This is a genomic window from Streptomyces sp. NPDC005791 (assembly GCF_042871485.1).
Taxonomy (GTDB): domain Bacteria; phylum Actinomycetota; class Actinomycetes; order Streptomycetales; family Streptomycetaceae; genus Streptomyces.
The window spans coordinates 491,253-507,917 of sequence record NZ_JBIAIP010000001.1 but is presented as its reverse complement, the minus strand read 5'-3'; the positions used below and the strand labels follow the sequence as shown (position 1 = coordinate 507,917).

General features: G+C 70.5%; 14 protein-coding genes. 5 read left to right on the top strand and 9 right to left on the bottom strand.

Translation table 11 applies throughout. The annotated features are described in order from the left end of the window. Nucleotide 1 precedes the first annotated feature (1 nt). Together ACFYSH_RS02575 and ACFYSH_RS02570 are read right to left on the bottom strand one after the other, a co-directional pair. Nucleotides 2-2,143 (bottom strand): serine/threonine-protein kinase, encoded by a 2,142-nt coding sequence (locus ACFYSH_RS02575; RefSeq protein WP_388750467.1) that lies wholly within the window; start codon nt 2,141-2,143, stop codon nt 2-4. A gap of 317 nt (nt 2,144-2,460) precedes the next feature. Next, nucleotides 2,461-4,167, bottom strand: coding sequence for a glycerol-3-phosphate dehydrogenase/oxidase (locus ACFYSH_RS02570; RefSeq protein ID WP_388750464.1), 1,707 nt, complete (start codon nt 4,165-4,167; stop codon nt 2,461-2,463). Between the two features lie 253 nt (nt 4,168-4,420). Here ACFYSH_RS02570 and ACFYSH_RS02565 point away from each other — a divergent pair, with 253 nt between their 5' ends. Continuing rightward, the gene (locus ACFYSH_RS02565) at nt 4,421-5,683 is read left to right on the top strand and encodes a nucleotide sugar dehydrogenase (protein ID WP_359469630.1); all 1,263 of its coding nucleotides are present in this window, start codon (nt 4,421-4,423) and stop codon (nt 5,681-5,683) included. Nucleotides 5,684-5,792: 109 nt separating this feature from the next. Then, a complete protein-coding gene (locus ACFYSH_RS02560) occupies nt 5,793-6,449 on the top strand; it encodes a hypothetical protein (RefSeq protein ID WP_359469628.1) in 657 nt (218 codons plus the stop codon). Nucleotides 6,450-6,525: 76 nt separating this feature from the next. Here the strand turns inward: ACFYSH_RS02560 and ACFYSH_RS02555 are convergent, their stop codons facing one another. From ACFYSH_RS02555 to ACFYSH_RS02540, 4 genes are all read right to left on the bottom strand, one after another. Continuing rightward, nucleotides 6,526-7,650 (bottom strand): GuaB3 family IMP dehydrogenase-related protein, encoded by a 1,125-nt coding sequence (locus tag ACFYSH_RS02555; RefSeq protein WP_359469626.1) that lies wholly within the window; start codon nt 7,648-7,650, stop codon nt 6,526-6,528. Nucleotides 7,651-7,753: 103 nt separating this feature from the next. Then, entirely contained in the window at nt 7,754-9,259 is a 1,506-nt protein-coding gene (gene guaB, locus ACFYSH_RS02550) for an IMP dehydrogenase (RefSeq protein ID WP_359469623.1), read from the bottom strand. Nucleotides 9,260-9,407: 148 nt separating this feature from the next. Continuing rightward, nucleotides 9,408-9,983 carry a sigma-70 family RNA polymerase sigma factor gene (locus ACFYSH_RS02545; protein WP_030123887.1) on the bottom strand — a complete coding sequence of 192 codons (576 nt, stop codon included), beginning with the start codon at nt 9,981-9,983 and terminating at the stop codon, nt 9,408-9,410. A 357-nt stretch (nt 9,984-10,340) separates the two neighbouring features. Beyond that, nucleotides 10,341-10,952: a response regulator transcription factor gene (locus tag ACFYSH_RS02540; RefSeq protein WP_003948568.1), complete on the bottom strand. Its 612-nt coding sequence runs from the start codon at nt 10,950-10,952 to the stop codon at nt 10,341-10,343. A 423-nt stretch (nt 10,953-11,375) separates the two neighbouring features. On the opposite strand from ACFYSH_RS02540, the gene ACFYSH_RS02535 reads away from it, so the two are divergent. Then, entirely contained in the window at nt 11,376-11,705 is a 330-nt protein-coding gene (locus ACFYSH_RS02535; RefSeq protein ID WP_359469619.1) for a WhiB family transcriptional regulator, read from the top strand. 121 nt (nt 11,706-11,826) lie between these two features. On the opposite strand, the gene ACFYSH_RS02530 is transcribed toward ACFYSH_RS02535, so the two are convergent. After that, entirely contained in the window at nt 11,827-12,717 is an 891-nt protein-coding gene (locus ACFYSH_RS02530) for a LysR family transcriptional regulator (protein WP_359469616.1), read from the bottom strand. Between the two features lie 82 nt (nt 12,718-12,799). On the opposite strand from ACFYSH_RS02530, the gene ACFYSH_RS02525 reads away from it, so the two are divergent. Together ACFYSH_RS02525 and ACFYSH_RS02520 are read left to right on the top strand one after the other, a co-directional pair. Beyond that, entirely contained in the window at nt 12,800-13,480 is a 681-nt protein-coding gene (locus tag ACFYSH_RS02525; RefSeq protein WP_359469613.1) for an MOSC domain-containing protein, read from the top strand. A 77-nt stretch (nt 13,481-13,557) separates the two neighbouring features. Beyond that, nucleotides 13,558-14,331, top strand: coding sequence for an SDR family oxidoreductase (locus tag ACFYSH_RS02520; protein ID WP_359469610.1), 774 nt, complete (start codon nt 13,558-13,560; stop codon nt 14,329-14,331). An 88-nt stretch (nt 14,332-14,419) separates the two neighbouring features. Here the strand turns inward: ACFYSH_RS02520 and groL are convergent, their stop codons facing one another. Together groL and groES are read right to left on the bottom strand one after the other, a co-directional pair. Then, the gene (groL, locus tag ACFYSH_RS02515; protein ID WP_359469608.1) at nt 14,420-16,045 is read right to left on the bottom strand and encodes a chaperonin GroEL; all 1,626 of its coding nucleotides are present in this window, start codon (nt 16,043-16,045) and stop codon (nt 14,420-14,422) included. Between the two features lie 98 nt (nt 16,046-16,143). After that, a complete protein-coding gene (gene groES / locus ACFYSH_RS02510) occupies nt 16,144-16,452 on the bottom strand; it encodes a co-chaperone GroES (RefSeq protein ID WP_003966899.1) in 309 nt (102 codons plus the stop codon). Nucleotides 16,453-16,665 lie beyond the last annotated feature (213 nt).

Genomic DNA, 16,665 nt, shown 5'->3' with positions numbered 1-16,665 from the left:
GTCAGTCGGTCGGCGTGAAGGTGGCGTGCGCCGTTTCGCGCAGCGTCCGGCACTCCTCGCCGTCCCAGGCGTCCGCCTTGCAGCTGATCATGATCGAGTAGCCGTGGGTGGCGTCGACCTTGAAGCCGCGGTTGAGCACCCTGACCCGCATGCCCTGCTGGTTGCGTGTGAACTCCCAGTCGGCGACGGTCGGGTAGCCGTTGTACTCGACCGTCTTTATCCCGATGTGCTCGTAGCCGTTGCTGAGGCTCTTGGTGGCCGCGACCGCCCCGGCCCATGCGGCTTTCGCGTCGTCCTTCGGGGAGGAGTTGTAGTCGACCTGGACGCGGGGGAAGCCACCGTCGGCGTTGTAGATGCCGCCCGAGTTCTGTCCCGCTATGCCGTCGAGCTCGAAGGTCCCGGGCATCGCCATGGAGAAGTGGAACCGCTTGTCGGTGACCGTCTTGTATCCGGCGGGCAGCGCGTCCGGGTCGGGGGTCGCCTCTCCGGCCTCCGGCGAGGGCGACGTGTCACCGGACGCCTCGCCCTTGTCCTGCCCCTGGCCCTCCTTGCCCCCGTCCTGGGTGCTGTCCTCACCCTTGCCGGAGTCCTTGCCGGAGCCGCCGGTGGCGGGCTCGGCGTCGCCGCCGGACGTCGCACCGGCCGACGCGGCGGTATCGCCCTGGGAGCCGCCGCCTTCGTTGCCCGCGTCGCCGTCGCCGAGCGTGAGCGCGAGGACCGTGCCGAGGACGGCGAGCACGACGACACCGGCGATGACCGCCAGCGTGCGGCGCGGCACGACGTCGGTGATCGACGCGCGGGGCACGGCCGGACGGCCGGACGGCACGGCGGTCCCGGAGGCCGATGCCATGGCGGCCGTGGCGCCGGACGCCTTCTTGCCGTACGCGGCCTGGGACTTCGCTTCGCGCACGGACCGCAGCGCGCCGCGCAGCCGGTCCCGCGTGTTCTCGGCGAGCCCCGACACCCCGAGAGGAGTGCTCGCCGAGGACGCACCGGAGGAGGAACCGGCAGCCTGGCCCGTGCCGCCGGAATCACCGGCGGCACGTCTCCCGGAGCCCGTGACGGCCGCGGACCCGCTGCCCTCGTCGGCCCGGGCGGACACGGCTGCCGCCGCCGCGGCGGATGCGGCCGCAGCGGCGGCCTTCCTGCCGCCGCCCTTGGCGTCGCCCCTGCCGGACTTGGCACCCTTGTCGGCCTTGGTCCCCTTGTCGCTCTTGTCGCTCTCGGGCTGACCGATCGTGGGCAGCGCCATGACCTGGGTGCGGTCGGCCGGAGGTGCGACAGGCTCGTCCGGAGCGTTGATCACCGCATTGAGCAGGACGCGCGCCCCGGCGTCGTCCAGCCGCTGGTCGGGATCCCTCTCCAGCAGGCCGTAGATGACCTCCTCCAGCGGCCCCGCGTTCACCGGCTGCTCGACCGGCTCCGTCATCACCGCCGTCAGCGTGGCGATGGCCGAGCCCTTGTCGTACGGCGGGCGGCCCTCCACGCTCGCGTACAGGAGCCCACCCAGCGACCACAGGTCGGCGGGCGGCCCGGGCTTGTGACCCCGGGCTCGCTCGGGCGAGATGTAGGAGGGGGCGCCGACGAGCATGCCGGTCGAGGTGACGGAGGGGTCGCCCTCGACCTGGGCGATCCCGAAGTCGGTCAGGACGACCCGGCCGTCCTCCGAGATCAGCACGTTGGACGGCTTCACGTCACGGTGCAGGATGCCCTCACGGTGCGCCGAGCGCAGCACGTCGAGGATGGCGAGGCCGACCTCCGCCGCGCGCCTGGGCGTCAGCGTCCCGTCCTCACGGATCACCTCGGCGAGGGACTTGCCCTCGATCAGTTCCATGACGATCCAGGGGCGGTCGTCCTCGTCGACCACGTCGTAGACCGTCACCGCACTGGTGTTGCGGATCCTCGCGATCGCCTTCGCCTCACGCAGGGTTCGCGTGATGAGACGCCGTTTCTCCTCCTCGTCGATGGACGACGGGAACCGCAGTTCCTTGACCGCGACCGTGCGCCCCAACGTCTCGTCGGCAGCACGCCAGACCGTGCCCATGCCGCCCCGGCCGAGCACCTCCCCGAGGCGGTACCGCCCCGCCAGGAGACGTCCGTTCTTGTCCCCTTGGGGCTCCCGCGCCTGCTCCGCCTCCGACATGCGTCCCCTCTGCGATCAACCCGCCCTGGCAGAGCGTTCATTGTCCCTCACCCCGGGACCGGTCGTGGTCCCGGGTCCCGGGGTCGGCCATGATGTGCCGGAGGAAGGAAGACCCCGCCCTGCCGACACCCAGGGCGATGCCCACCGCCCCGCCGGTGCTCGTTCAGCCCGCCGTAAGAAGCGCGTGCCTGCCCAGCGAACCACACCGCACGACCGCATCGTCCTACCTCCCCCGGCTCGTACGGACGGCGGGGCCCTCAAGCGGGTTCCCCGGAGGCGGAGTTCCGCCCGCCGGGCCGTCCTGGAGGTCCTGGCCCTCAGAGCGGCACGATGTCCGGCGCACCCAGCCGCGCCGCGTCCGCCGTCAGATCGTCCGGCTGCCGCTGGGACTCCCGCTCCGCCTCCACCCGCTTGCGGTAGTGCTCCACCTCGCGTTCGACCTGGCCCGTGTCCCAGCCGAGCACCGTCGCCATCAGGTCCGCGCACTCCCGGGCGCAGCGGGTGCCCCGGTCGAAGGTCTCGATGGAGATCCGGGTGCGCCGCGTCAGGACGTCGTCGAGGTGCCGGGCGCCCTCGTGCGAAGCGGCGTAGACGACCTCGGCCCGCAGATAGTCCTCGGCACCCGCCAGCGGCTCACCCAGCGAGGAGTCGGCCTGGACGAGCTCCAGGAGCTCCTCGGTCATCGAGCCGTAGCGGTTGAGCAGGTGCTCCACCCGGACGACGTGCAGCCCGGTGCGGGCGGCGATCCTGGCGCGGGCGTTCCACAGGGCGCGGTAGCCCTCGGCTCCCAGCAGCGGGATGTCCTCCGTGACGCAGTCCGCCACCCGCTGGTCCAGTGCGTGCACCGCCTCGTCGACGGCGTCCTTCGCCATCACCCGGTACGTCGTGTACTTGCCGCCGGCCACGACGACGAGCCCGGGCGCCGGGTGGGACACCGTGTGCTCCCGGGAGAGCTTGCTCGTGGCGTCCGACTCGCCGGCCAGCAGGGGACGGAGGCCGGCATAGACACCCTCGACGTCGTCCCTGCCCAGAGGGGTGTTCAGCACCGAGTTCACGTGTTCGAGCAGATAGTCGATGTCGGCGCTGGAAGCGGCCGGATGGGCCTTGTCCAGGTCCCAGTCGGTGTCGGTCGTGCCGATGATCCAGTGCCGTCCCCACGGGATCACGAAGAGCACGGACTTCTCGGTCCGCAGGATCAGCCCGGTCGAGGAGTGGATGCGGTCCTTGGGCACGACGAGATGGATGCCCTTCGACGCCCGGACGTGGAACTGTCCGCGCTCGCCGATCAGCGCCTGGGTGTCGTCCGTCCACACCCCGGTGGCGTTGACCACCTGCTTGGCCCTGACCTCGTACTCCCCGCCACCCTCGACGTCCTGCACCCGTGCGCCGACGACCCGCTCCCCCTCCCGCAGGAAGCCGGTCACACGCGCCCGGTTGGCGACGTGCGCGCCGTAGCCCGCGGCCGTGCGCACCAGGGTCGCCACATAGCGCGCGTCGTCCATCTGGGCGTCGTAGTACTGCAGGGCTCCGACCAGGGCGTCCTTCTTGAGCGCGGGGGCGACCCGCAGGGCGTGGCGGCGGGAGAGGTGCCGGTGCACGGGCAGCCCGCGGCCGTGGCCGGAGGACACCGACATCGCGTCGTACAGCGCGACGCCCGAGCCGGCGTACAGCCGCTCCCAGCCCTTGTGCTGCAACGGGTAGAGGAAGGGCACGGGTTTCACCAGATGCGGCGCCAGCCGCTCCAGCAGGAGTCCGCGCTCCTTCAGCGCCTCCCGTACGAGCGCGAAGTCCAGCATCTCCAGATAGCGCAGCCCGCCGTGGATCAGCTTGCTCGACCTGCTGGACGTGCCGGACGCCCAGTCGCGCGCCTCGACCAGCCCGGTCGAGAGTCCTCTGGTGACCGCGTCCAGCACGGTCCCGGCGCCGACCACGCCCGCTCCCACGACCAGCACGTCCAGTTCGCGATCGGCCATCGCGGTCAGCGCCTCGGCGCGCTCCGCGGGTCCCAGTGTCGCTGTCCTCACTGCTGCCTCCCGGTAGTCCCGGTGCATCGGGGTGGTCCGGCACGGGGCGGGGACCGGCCGGAGGGCCGGGCGTCCGTGCCCACCCCTCGATTCTGTCCGCGGTCCACGACTTCAGCCACCGCCTGTGGACAACACCCGCCCCACAAGAGTCACAGAATCCGACATACAGGTCATATTTACGCCTATTCTGACATGGCGCTGTCCCCAGCAGTTGCGCTTTCTGTCTTTTGGCCTTAGGGAAAGGACGGCCCACATGCCCGCAGACCTCGCCGTCATCGGACTCGGTCACCTCGGCCTGCCCCTCGCCCAAGCAGCCGTCGGCGTGGGAATCCACACCGTCGGCTACGACCCCGACCCGCGCCCTTACGCCGAACTCTCCGCGGGCCGTACGCCGGTCGAGGGATCCCTCAGCGCCTCCGACATCCGCCGGATGGTCGCGGGCGGCTTCCGGCCCACCGCCGACCCGGCGGAGCTGGGCCGGGTGCGCACCGCCGCGATCTGCGCCCCAACCCCCCTGGGACCGGACCGCACCCTCGACCTCGGCGCCGTGACCGACGCGGCACGGGCCCTCGCCGCCCGGCTGCGACCGCACACCACCGTCCTGGTGGAATCGGCCGTGCCACCCGGGACCACCGAGAACGTCGTACGCCCCCTGCTGGAGGAGGGTTCCGGACTGCGCGCCGGACGGGACTTCCACCTCGCCCACTCCCCCGGCCGCCTCGACCCAGGCAACCGCACCCACGTGTACGGCAACACCCCGAAGGTCATCGGCGGCCTCACCCCCGCGTGCACCGAATCGGCCGCCGCCTTCTACGGGCGGCTCACCGACAAAGTCGTCCGGGCCCGCGGACCGCGCGAGGCGGAGATGACGAAGGTCCTCGAGACGAACTTCCGGCACGTCAACATCGCGCTGGTCAACGAGATGGCGGTGCTCTGCCACGACCTCGGTGTCGACCTCTGGGACGTCATCAGGTGCGCCGAGACCAAGCCGTTCGGCTTCCAGCCGTTCCGCCCCGGCCCCGGTGTCGGCGGCCACGGCGCTCCGGTGGACCCCGGCTACTTCCCGTACAACAGCCGTACGCCGGGACACCCGTTGCGCATGGTCTCGCTGGCCAAGGAGATCAACGACCGAATGCCCAGCTACGTGATCCAGCGCTGCGCGACCCTGCTGAACGAGCACGGCAAGTCCGTCCGGGGGGCCAGGGTCCTGCTGCTCGGCGTCACGTACAAGCCGGATCTCGCCGACCAGGAGGCCTCGCCCGTCCGTGAGATCGCGACGCGGCTGATGGACATGGGTGCCCAGATCGGCTACCACGACCCGCACGTCCTGGACTGGCGGGTACGCGATCTGCCCGTCCCGCGCGCCGACTCCCTGTACGAGGCCGCCGCCGGAGCCGATCTGACGGTGCTTCTGCAGCACCATCGCACGTACGACCTCCAGGGCCTGGCGGTGAAGGCCCAGCTCCTCCTGGACACCCGGGGGGCCACCCCGGCGGGGGCCGCACACCGCCTGTGACACTCGCGCGCAGCCTCCGGAATCACCGGTGGGCCGTGTCGGCGCGGACTGCTAGCCTGCGGCGTCACTTCTCGCGCACCAGTGCGTACGTCCCAGGGGGAACACGATCATGAGCCAGCCCGTACAGCCGCCGAATCCGCCGCAGCAGCCCTACGGCGGTCAGCCCGCCGACGGCAATCCGTACGCGGCGCAGCAACCCGCCGACGGCAATCCGTACGCGGCCCAGCAGCCCGGAGCCCCCACGGGCAACCCGTACGCCGGACAGCAGCCTCCCGCACCGACGGGCAACCCGTTCGCGGGTCAGCAGCCGGGGCAGCCCGGCCAGTTCGGCGGCGGCATGCCGTTCGCACCGCCGTCACCGACCCGTGACAACCTGGGCCTCGGTCTCCTCGCCGCCGTCGTCGCGACCCTCGTCGGCGCCGGTGTCTACGGCGGGATCATCGGCGCCACCCAGCACCAGATCGGCTACGCGGCCGTCGGTGTCGGTTTCCTGGTCGGTTTCGCAGGCGGCAAGGTCGGTGGCCGTAACCCTGTCGTGGCGGTGGTCGGAGCGGCCCTCGCCCTGGCCGGCGTGTACGGCGGCCAGCTGCTCGGCGAGGCCATCATCGCCACCAAGGTCGCCCCGGTCACCGTCTCCGAGATGTTCTTCGACCACTTCGGCCTGCTGCACGAGGCCTGGAAGGCCGACACCGACGTGATCAGCGTCCTGTTCTTCGCGATCGCCGCGGCCGCCGCCTTCTCGGCCGCCAAGAAGGCCGCCCGCTGAGCGGGCCCGTCGGACGCAACGGTGGGAGGGCCCGGACCGCAGGCGCGGTCCGGGCCCTCCCACAGGCGCGGTTACGTCAGCGGCGGTGCTGCGAGTCCGCCACCGTCACCTCGACGCGCTGGAACTCCTTGAGGTCGCTGTAGCCCGTGGTGGCCATCGCCCGGCGCAGCGCGCCGAAGATGTTCATCGAGCCGTCAGGGCTGTGCGAGGGGCCGGTCAGGACCTCCTCGGTCGTGCCGACGGAGCCCAGGTCGACCAGCTTGCCGCGCGGCACGTCCTCGTGGACGGCCTCCATGCCCCAGTGCCGGCCGCGGCCGGGCGCGTCCGTGGCACGGGCCAGCGGGGAGCCCATCATCACGGCGTCCGCGCCACAGGCGACGGCCTTCGGGATGTCGCCGGACCAGCCCACACCGCCGTCCGCGATGACGTGCACGTACCGGCCGCCGGACTCGTCCATGTAGTCGCGGCGAGCCCCGGCCACATCGGCGACCGCGGTCGCCATCGGGACCTGGATGCCGAAGACGTTGCGCGTCGTGTGCGCGGCGCCGCCGCCGAAGCCCACGAGGACACCGGCCGCGCCGGTGCGCATCAGGTGGAGGGCGGCGGTGTACGTGGCGCAGCCGCCGACGATGACCGGGACGTCCAGCTCGTAGATGAACTGCTTCAGGTTGAGCGGTTCGGCCGCGCTGGAGACGTGCTCGGCGGAGACCGTCGTACCGCGGATGACGAAGATGTCCACGCCCGCGTCGACGACCGCCTTGGAGAACTGTGCGGTGCGCTGCGGCGACAGCGCTGCGGCGGTGACGACACCGGAGTCGCGCACCTCCTTGATCCGCCGGCCGATCAGCTCCTCCTGGATGGGGGCGGAGTAGATCTCCTGGAGCCGCGGGGTGGCGGCCTCGACGGGCATCTCGGCGATCTCGTCGAGGAGCGACTGCGGGTCCTCGTGCCGGGTCCACAGCCCCTCGAGGTTGAGGACACCGAGCCCGCCCAGCTCACCGATGCGGATCGCGGTCTGCGGGGAGACCACCGAGTCCATGGGGGCGGCCAGGAAGGGCAGCTCGAAACGGTAGGCGTCGATCTGCCAGGCGATCGAGACCTCCTTCGGGTCACGGGTGCGCCGGCTCGGCACGACAGCGATGTCGTCGAACGCGTATGCCCGCCGACCGCGCTTGCCGCGCCCGATCTCGATCTCAGTCACGATGGTGTGCCTTTCCTCTACGTCTGCGCTGACCAGTATCCCCGACACACACATGAGGGGCGGTCCCGGGAACCCCGGTCCGCCCCTCACCCGCGTCGATGTGTTACTTCCTGCTGTAGTTCGGCGCTTCGACCGTCATCTGGATGTCGTGCGGGTGGCTCTCCTTGAGACCCGCCGAGGTGATCCGGACGAAACGGCCGTTGTCCTGGAGCTCCGGGACCGTCCGGCCGCCGACGTAGAACATCGACTGGCGCAGACCACCGGTGAGCTGGTGGACCACCGCGGACAGCGGGCCGCGGTAGGGCACCTGGCCCTCGATGCCCTCGGGGACCAGCTTCTCGTCGGAGGCGACGCCCTCCTGGAAGTACCGGTCCTTGGAGTACGACCGCTGGTCGCCGCGGGTCTGCATCGCGGCGAGCGAACCCATGCCGCGGTACGACTTGAACTGCTTGCCGTTGATGAACATCAGCTCGCCCGGGGACTCCTCGCAGCCCGCCAGCAGCGAGCCGAGCATCACGGTGTCCGCGCCGGCCACGAGCGCCTTGGCGATGTCGCCGGAATACTGCAGGCCGCCGTCGCCGATGACCGGCACACCGGCCGCCTTCGCGGCGAGCGAGGCCTCGTAGATCGCCGTGACCTGCGGGACGCCGATGCCGGCGACGACACGGGTGGTGCAGATGGAACCGGGGCCGACGCCGACCTTGATGCCGTCGACGCCCGAGTCGATGAGCGCCTGGGCGCCGTCACGGGTGGCGATGTTCCCACCGATGACGTCGATCCCGGAGGCGTTCGACTTGATCTTGGCGACCATGTCGCCGACGAGTCGGGAGTGACCGTGCGCCGTGTCGACGACGATGAAGTCGACACCGGCCTCGGCCAGCGCCTGAGCACGCTCGAACGCGTCCCCGGCGACACCGACGGCGGCGCCGACGAGCAGCCGGCCTTCCTTGTCCTTGGCGGCGTTCGGGTACTTCTCGGCCTTGACGAAGTCCTTGACGGTGATGAGGCCCTTGAGGACCCCGGCGTCGTCGACCAGCGGAAGCTTCTCGATCTTGTGGCGGCGCAGCAGCTCCATGGCGTCCACGCCGGAGATGCCCACCTTGCCCGTGACCAGCGGCATCGGCGTCATGACCTCGCGCACCTGACGGCCGCGGTCCGACTCGAAGGCCATGTCACGGTTGGTGACGATGCCGAGCAGCTTGCCCGCCGCGTCGGTCACCGGCACTCCGCTGATGCGGAACTTCGCGCAGAGCTCGTCCGCCTCGCGCAGCGTCGCGTCCGGGTGCACCGTGATCGGGTCGGTGACCATGCCGGACTCGGAACGCTTCACCAGGTCGACCTGGTTGGCCTGGTCGGCGATGGAGAGATTGCGGTGCAGGACACCCGCGCCACCCTGCCGGGCCATGGCGATCGCCATGCGCGCCTCGGTGACCTTGTCCATCGCCGCCGAGAGCAGCGGGATGTTCACCCGCACGTTCTTGGAGATGTACGAGGAGGTATCGATCTGATCGGGCGCCATGTCGGACGCGCCGGGCAGCAGCAGCACGTCGTCGTATGTCAGCCCGAGCGTCGCGAATTTCTCGGGCACTCCGTCGACGTTTGCAGTCATGACACCTTCCCCAAATGGCCTTGATCGGTGCGGATGTCCATGCTAACGGCCTCACGGGGTGTCTCATTCCACGATCAAGATCACCCAGCGGTTCCGTGGCTTCCTCCACACCGTCCGCACACCCACAGGAACCCTCAGTAACCGCGGTTCACTGGCCCGCGAGGGCGCGCAGTCTGCTCAGCGCACGGTGCTGAGCGACCCGGACGGCGCCCGGGGACATCCCGAGCATCTGCCCGGTCTCCTCAGCGGTCAGCCCGACCGCGACCCGGAGGACCAGCAGCTCGCGCTGGTTCTCCGGCAGATTGGCGAGAAGCTTCTTGGCCCAGGCCGCGTCGCTGCTGAGCAGCGCACGCTCCTCGGGGCCGAGGGAATCGTCGGGGCGCTCCGGCATCTCGTCGGAGGGCACCGCCGTCGATCCGGGGTGCCGCATCGCGGCGCGCTGGAGGTCGGCGACCTTGTGGCCCGCGATGGCGAACACGAAGGCTTCGAAGGGCCTGCCGGTGTCCTTGTAGCGCGGCAGCGCCATCAGCACCGCGACGCACACCTCCTGCGCGAGGTCCTCCACGAAGTGACGGGCATCACCGGGCAGCCGGTTCAGCCGGGACCTGCAGTACCGCAGGGCGAGGGGGTGGACGTGGGCCAGCAGGTCATGCGTGGCCTGCGCGTCACCGTCGACCGCACGGTGCACCAGAGCACCGATCACCGTCGTCCCGTCCTCACGCATCGGACCATGGTGCCTTGAGGCCGTCCGGTCCGAGGCACCGCGTCCCGGGTTGTGCACCGAAGCGTTATCAGCGGATGCGTCGGAACGGTCGGCGGACGCGCCGGAGGCACGGATGTGTGCACCGGCTCGCGCGTCGCCGGTGTTGTGAGCGGGTGCGCCGGATGTCATGTCCTGCGCCCTCCCCTTCCGCTCGACCGAATGTTCCGCGAGGAACTCCACAACCCCAAGGATGCGGCATCGGCCGGAAAGCGTCACATGGTCCTGGTGAGGAGGGCCCGGCCGCAGGTCCGCCGCCACCCGCCGCCCCGTCCGCCGGCGTGCGGACGGGAACGCACGGTCATCGGCCGCGCAGCGGCGTCATCGGACCAGGCCCCAGCGGAATCCCAGCGCGACGGCGTGCGCACGGTCCGAGGCCCCGAGCTTCTTGAACAGACGCCGCGCATGGGTCTTCACCGTGTCCTCGGAGAGGAACAGCTCTCGCCCGATCTCCGCGTTCGACCGCCCGTGACTCATGCCCTCGAGCACCTGGATCTCCCGCGCGGTGAGCGTGGGCGCCGCACCCATCTCGGCGGACCGCAGCCGGCGCGGGGCGAGTCGCCAGGTCGGATCGGCGAGGGCCTGGGTCACGGTCGCGCGCAATTCGGCACGCGAGGCGTCCTTGTGCAGGTAGCCGCGGGCACCGGCGGCGACCGCGAGCGCGACTCCGTCCAGGTCCTCGGCGACGGTCAGCATGATGATCCGGGCCCCGGGGTCCGCCGAGAGCAGCCGCCGGACCGTCTCCACACCCCCCAGACCGGGCATGCGTACGTCCATCAGAATCAAATCCGAACGGTCGGCCCCCCAGCGGCGGAGCACTTCCTCACCGTTGGCCGCAGTCGTCACACGCTCGACGCCGGGCACGGTCGCAACCGCGCGGCGGAGCGCTTCTCGGGCGAGCGGGGAGTCGTCGCAGACGAGGACGGATGTCATGACCGTCCTCCGCAGCTGATGCGCGTCACCTTGAGCCTCCAGGCTGATACAAGTCGTCACCTGTGCGGTTGACCCCCTCGGACATCTGCCCGAGCGCGTTCTCCGTCAACCGCCTCCCCCTCAACAACGACGGTCACTCGAAAGAGTTACGGGCCAAAGCATCCGGTTCGGCACTCTAAGTGAGGGAGTGTTCACGCAGGAGAGCGACACGGGGTCCTTCACCCGTCAACCGAATTTCCGCTCGACAACCTGCCCCATTTAGCGGGTTTTCTTCCCTTTTGCTGGCGTATGAGGCTAGATTCGCAATCAGTCATATTTACATCTACTAACACCGTAGATGTACGGTCGGAACTCCGGTCACCGATGAGCACCGCCGGTCGAGGACGCCGTCAACGAACCAGCAAGGTTTCGAGGGGACACGCAATGGCAGATTTCTCCCGCCTTCCCGGACCCAACGCGGACCTGTGGGACTGGCAGCTGCTGGCCGCCTGCCGCGGGGTCGACAGTTCACTGTTCTTCCATCCCGAGGGGGAGCGCGGAGCGGCCCGGAGTGCCCGTGAGACCTCGGCGAAAGAGGTCTGCATGCGCTGCCCGGTACGCGCCGAGTGTGCGGCGCACGCGCTCGCCGTCCGGGAGCCCTACGGCGTGTGGGGCGGCCTGACCGAGGACGAGCGCGAGGAACTCATGGGCCGCGCCCGCAACCGTCTGATCTCCGCCCACTCGGGGCCGGCCGCGGAGCCCGGCCAGACCTGAGACTCCGCACGGCCCCTCACATGCAGAAACGTTTCCTCACGACCGGCGACTCCGCGCGGGACGCGGCAAGGACGCGGCCGGGCAGGCCGCGCCACGCGGGCCGGTTCCCGGGCCACGCGGATCAGCGCGCGGCCGCCAGGGACAGCTGGTCCAGGGTCGCCGCCACCGCCGGCACCCGGGCGAGGTCGGGCAGGGTGAGGGCGACGATCTGCCGCTCCACGGCCGGCTCCACCGTCACGGTGCGCGCCCCCTTCGGACGTACGGACTCCAAGGCCAGCTCAGGGAGGACGGCCACGCCGAGGCCCGCCCCCACGAGACCGATCACCGCCGGGTAGTCGTCCGTGGCGAAGTCGATACGAGGCGTGAAGCCGGACTCCTCGCACACCTCCACCAGCTGACGCCTGCAGCGCGGACAGCCCGCGATCCACGGCTCTTCGGCCAGCTCCCCGATGCCCACGGCGTCCGTCCCCGCCAGCCGGTGCCCCTCCGGGACCAGGCCGATGAGCCGGTCCGTGAGCAACGGACGCACCACCAGGTCGTCCCACTCGCCGGTGACGTCGCCGTAGCGGAAGGCGAGGGCGATGTCGCAGTCACCGTCGCGCAGCATCTCCACCGACCGCGGCGGCTCGGCCTCGACGAGGGAGACCTGGGTGCCGGGGTGCGCGGCACGCAGGGCGGCGAGGGCACCGGGCACCAGGGTGGAGCTCCCGCTCGGGAACGAAACGAGCCGGACACGGCCGGCCCGCAGTCCGGCGATCGCGGCGACCTCCTCCTCGGCGGCGGTCAGCCCCGCGAGGATGCCGGACGCATGGCGCACCAGTGCCTCTCCCGCCTGGGTGAGGCGCATCTCGCGCCCCGTGCGTATGAGCAGCGGCGTACCCGCGGAGCCCTCCAGCGCCTTCATCTGCTGACTGACGGCCGGCTGGGTGCAGCCCAGCTCCCGCGCGGCGGCGGAGAACGACCCGGTGGTGGCCACGGCGCGCAGGACTCGGAGATGACGGGCTTCGATCACCCTTCGACCATAAGCGACTCTTGCATCGTCAGTCGAATATTCATGAGCGACTTTGAGGATCCCGCGGCTAGCCTGTCGTGTCATGAAGGTGCTCACTGTGAACCTCGGCCGTCCGACGCCCTCCGCGCACTCCGACGCGGCCGACCGCCTCACCGGAATCGGCAAGCAGCCGGCCGACGGCCCCGTGCGCGTGACCGACCCCGGCCCCAAGGGCAGCGGCGGCAGCGGTCTCTCCGGTGACGCGGTGTGCGACCTGCGCCATCACGGCGGCTCGGACCAGGCGGTGTACGCCTACGCCCGCGAGGAGCTCGACGCCTGGGAGAAGCGGCTCGGCCGCCCTCTGCCCAACGGCGCCTTCGGCGAGAACCTGACGACCCTGGGTGTCACCGTGAGCCACGCGCGGATCGGGGAGCGCTGGCGGATCGGCGACGAGCTGGTCCTGGAAGTGACGTCGGGCCGCATTCCGTGCCGTACGTTCGCGGGCCACCTGGGCGAGCGGGGCTGGGTGAAGCGGTTCACCCGCGAGGGGGCCACCGGCGCGTATCTCCGGGTGATCGAACCGGGGGCGATCCGTTCCGGCGACCCGGTCGAGGTGGTACACGTGCCCGACCACGACATCACCGCGGCCCTGGAGTTCCGGGCGACGACGACGGAGCGGGAGCTGCTGCCCCGCCTGCTCGACGCCGGTGACGCGCTGCACACGGAGACCCTGCGCGCAGCCCGGGCGTACGTGGCGAAGCAGGGCTCTTCGGCCGTTTCCTGACCGGGCGGAGAGCGACGGACCGGTCAGGGAGGAAGGCGGGTCGGCCGCCGTCCGCACGGGGCACTAACGTGCCGCATATGACGACTGCACTGATTACGGGCGCGACGGCGGGGATCGGGGCCGCCTTCGCGCGGCGGCTCGCGGGTGACGGGCACAATCTGGTGCTGGTGGCCCGGGACACGGAGCGGCTGCGGGCCCAGGCCACGCAACTCCATGACGGACATGGCATAGAGGCCGAGGTGCTGACGGCCGACCTGTCCACGGACGCCGGGATCGAGGCGGTCGCCGCACGGCTGACGGACCGTGTCAGTCCTGTCGACCTGCTGGTCAACAACGCCGGTTTCGGCAACAAGGGGCGCTACCTGGATGTCCCGATGGCCGATGAGCTGACCATGCTGAAGGTCCATTGCGAGGCGGTGCTGCGGCTGACCTCGGCCGCGGCGGGCTCGATGCGGGAACGCGGTCGCGGAGGGGTGGTCAATGTGGCCTCCGTCGCGGCCTTCCTGCCGCGGGGGACGTACGGGGCGTCGAAGGCCTGGGTCGTCCAGTTCACCCAGGGCGCGGCGAAGGACCTCGCGGGATCGGGGGTGCGGCTGATGGCGCTGTGCCCGGGCTTCGTACGGACCGAGTTCCACGAGCGGGCCGGGATGGGGACGGGCAACATCCCGGACTGGATGTGGCTCGACGCGGACAAGCTGGTGGCCGCGGCCCTGGCGGACCTGGCCCGGGGCAGGTCGGTGTCCATCCCGGACCCGCGCTACAAGGCCCTGATGGGCCTGGTGAAGCTGACGCCCCGCAGCCTGCTCGGCGGAGTCACCTCCCGCGCGGGCCGGACGTACGGCCCGCGGTAGACGCCCGGAAGCGGAGCCCGGCTGAAGACACCGAGGCCCGGTGCCCCCGCGACGGGGGTACCGGGCCTCGATGGCGTACGGAGCCGTACTAGTGGCTGTGGCCGTGGCCGCCGTGACCGGCGTCGGCCTCTTCCTCGGCCGGCTTCTCGACGACCAGGGTCTCGGTCGTGAGGAGCAGCGACGCGATGGAAGCGGCGTTCTCCAGGGCGGAGCGGGTGACCTTGACCGGGTCGATGACGCCGGCCTTCACCAGGTCGCCGTACTCGCCGGTCGCGGCGTTGAAGCCCTGACCCTTCTCGAGCTCGGAGACCTTCGAGGTGATGACGTAGCCCTCGAGGCCCGCGTTCTCCGCGATCCAGCGGAGCGGCTCGACGGCGGCGCGGCGCACGACCGCGACACCCGTGGCCTCGTCGCCGGTCTTGCCGAGGTTGCCCTCGAGGACCTTGACGGCGTGGACGATGGCGGAGCCACCACCGGAGACGATGCCCTCCTCGACCGCGGCGCGGGTCGCGGAGATGGCGTCCTCCAGACGGTGCTTCTTCTCCTTGAGCTCCACCTCGGTGGCGGCACCGACACGGATCACGCACACGCCGCCGGCCAGCTTCGCGAGGCGCTCCTGGAGCTTCTCACGGTCCCAGTCGGAGTCCGTGGACTCGATCTCGGCCTTGATCTGGTTGACCCGGCCCTTGACGTCGGCGGAGTCGCCGCCGCCGTCGACGATGGTCGTGTCGTCCTTGGAGACGGTGACGCGGCGGGCGGTGCCCAGCACGTCGAGACCGGCCTGGTCGAGCTTGAGGCCGACCTCCTCGGCGATGACGGTCGCACCGGTGAGGGTGGCGATGTCGCCGAGCATGGCCTTACGGCGGTCGCCGAAGCCCGGGGCCTTCACCGCGACGGCGTTGAACGTGCCACGGATCTTGTTGACGACGAGGGTGGAGAGCGCCTCGCCCTCGACGTCCTCGGCGATGATCAGGAGGGGCTTGGAGGCACCGGCCTGGATGACCTTCTCCAGCAGCGGGAGCAGCTCCTGGATGGAGCCGATCTTGCCCTGGTGGATCAGGATGTACGGGTCGTCGAGGACGGCCTCCATACGCTCCTGGTCGGTCACCATGTACGGGGACAGGTAGCCCTTGTCGAAGGCCATGCCCTCGGTGAACTCGAGGTCCAGACCGAAGGTGTTGGACTCCTCGACGGTGATGACACCGTCCTTGCCGACCTTGTCCATCGCGTCCGCGATGAGCTCGCCGACCTGCGGGTCCTGCGCGGAGAGCGCGGCCACGGCGGCGATGTCGGCCTTGTCGTCGATCGGGCGCGCGGTCGCGAGGAGCTCCTCGGACACGGCCTTCACGGCGGCGTCGATGCCCTTCTTCAGGGCGGCCGGGGACGCGCCCGCGGCTACGTTGCGCAGACCTTCGCGGACGAGGGCCTGGGCGAGCACGGTGGCGGTGGTGGTGCCGTCACCCGCCACGTCGTTGGTCTTGGTCGCCACCTCCTTCACCAGCTGGGCACCGAGGTTCTCGTACGGGTCGTCGAGCTCGACCTCGCGCGCGATGGTGACACCGTCGTTGGTGATGGTGGGAGCGCCGAACTTCTTGTCGATGACGACGTTGCGGCCCTTCGGACCGATCGTCACCTTCACCGTGTCGGCAAGCTTGTTGACGCCGCGCTCAAGGGCGCGACGGGCGTCCTCGTCGAACTTCAGAATCTTCGCCATGGGCTGAGCTGTCCTCTCAAACGAACTGCGCCCCTCGCCACCCGGCTAGTTATTTCGCAGGGGGCCAGGGGCGCAGAACAGAAGCAAACGTGGGTGAATTACTTCTCGACGATCGCGAGAACGTCGCGCGCCGAGAGGACGAGGTACTCCTCGCCGTTGTACTTCACCTCGGTGCCGCCGTACTTGCTGTACAGAACGACATCGCCGGTCTTGACGTCGAGCGGAAGGCGCTCGCCGTTCTCGAAGCGGCCCGGGCCCACGGCCAGGACGACGCCCTCCTGGGGCTTCTCCTTGGCGGTGTCCGGAATGACCAGGCCGGAAGCCGTGGTCTGCTCGGCGTCGAGCGGCTGGACCACAATGCGGTCCTCGAGCGGCTTGATCGCAACCTTGGAGCTGGTGGTCGACACGATCCGGTCTCCCCCTTCGGAGATCTCACGGGGTTTAACAGTCTGTGGGATGGCGACCGGACCGATCCGTCGTCGCGGGTGCCGGACCTGCCCTGTCGCGCAGTTGTGCTGGCACTCTCCCTGGGGGAGTGCCAGCACTGAGACTATGGCCGCGATTAGCACTCGGTCAAGCGGAGTGCCAATTCACCACCCTCGCGTGGCGTCGCGGAGCCT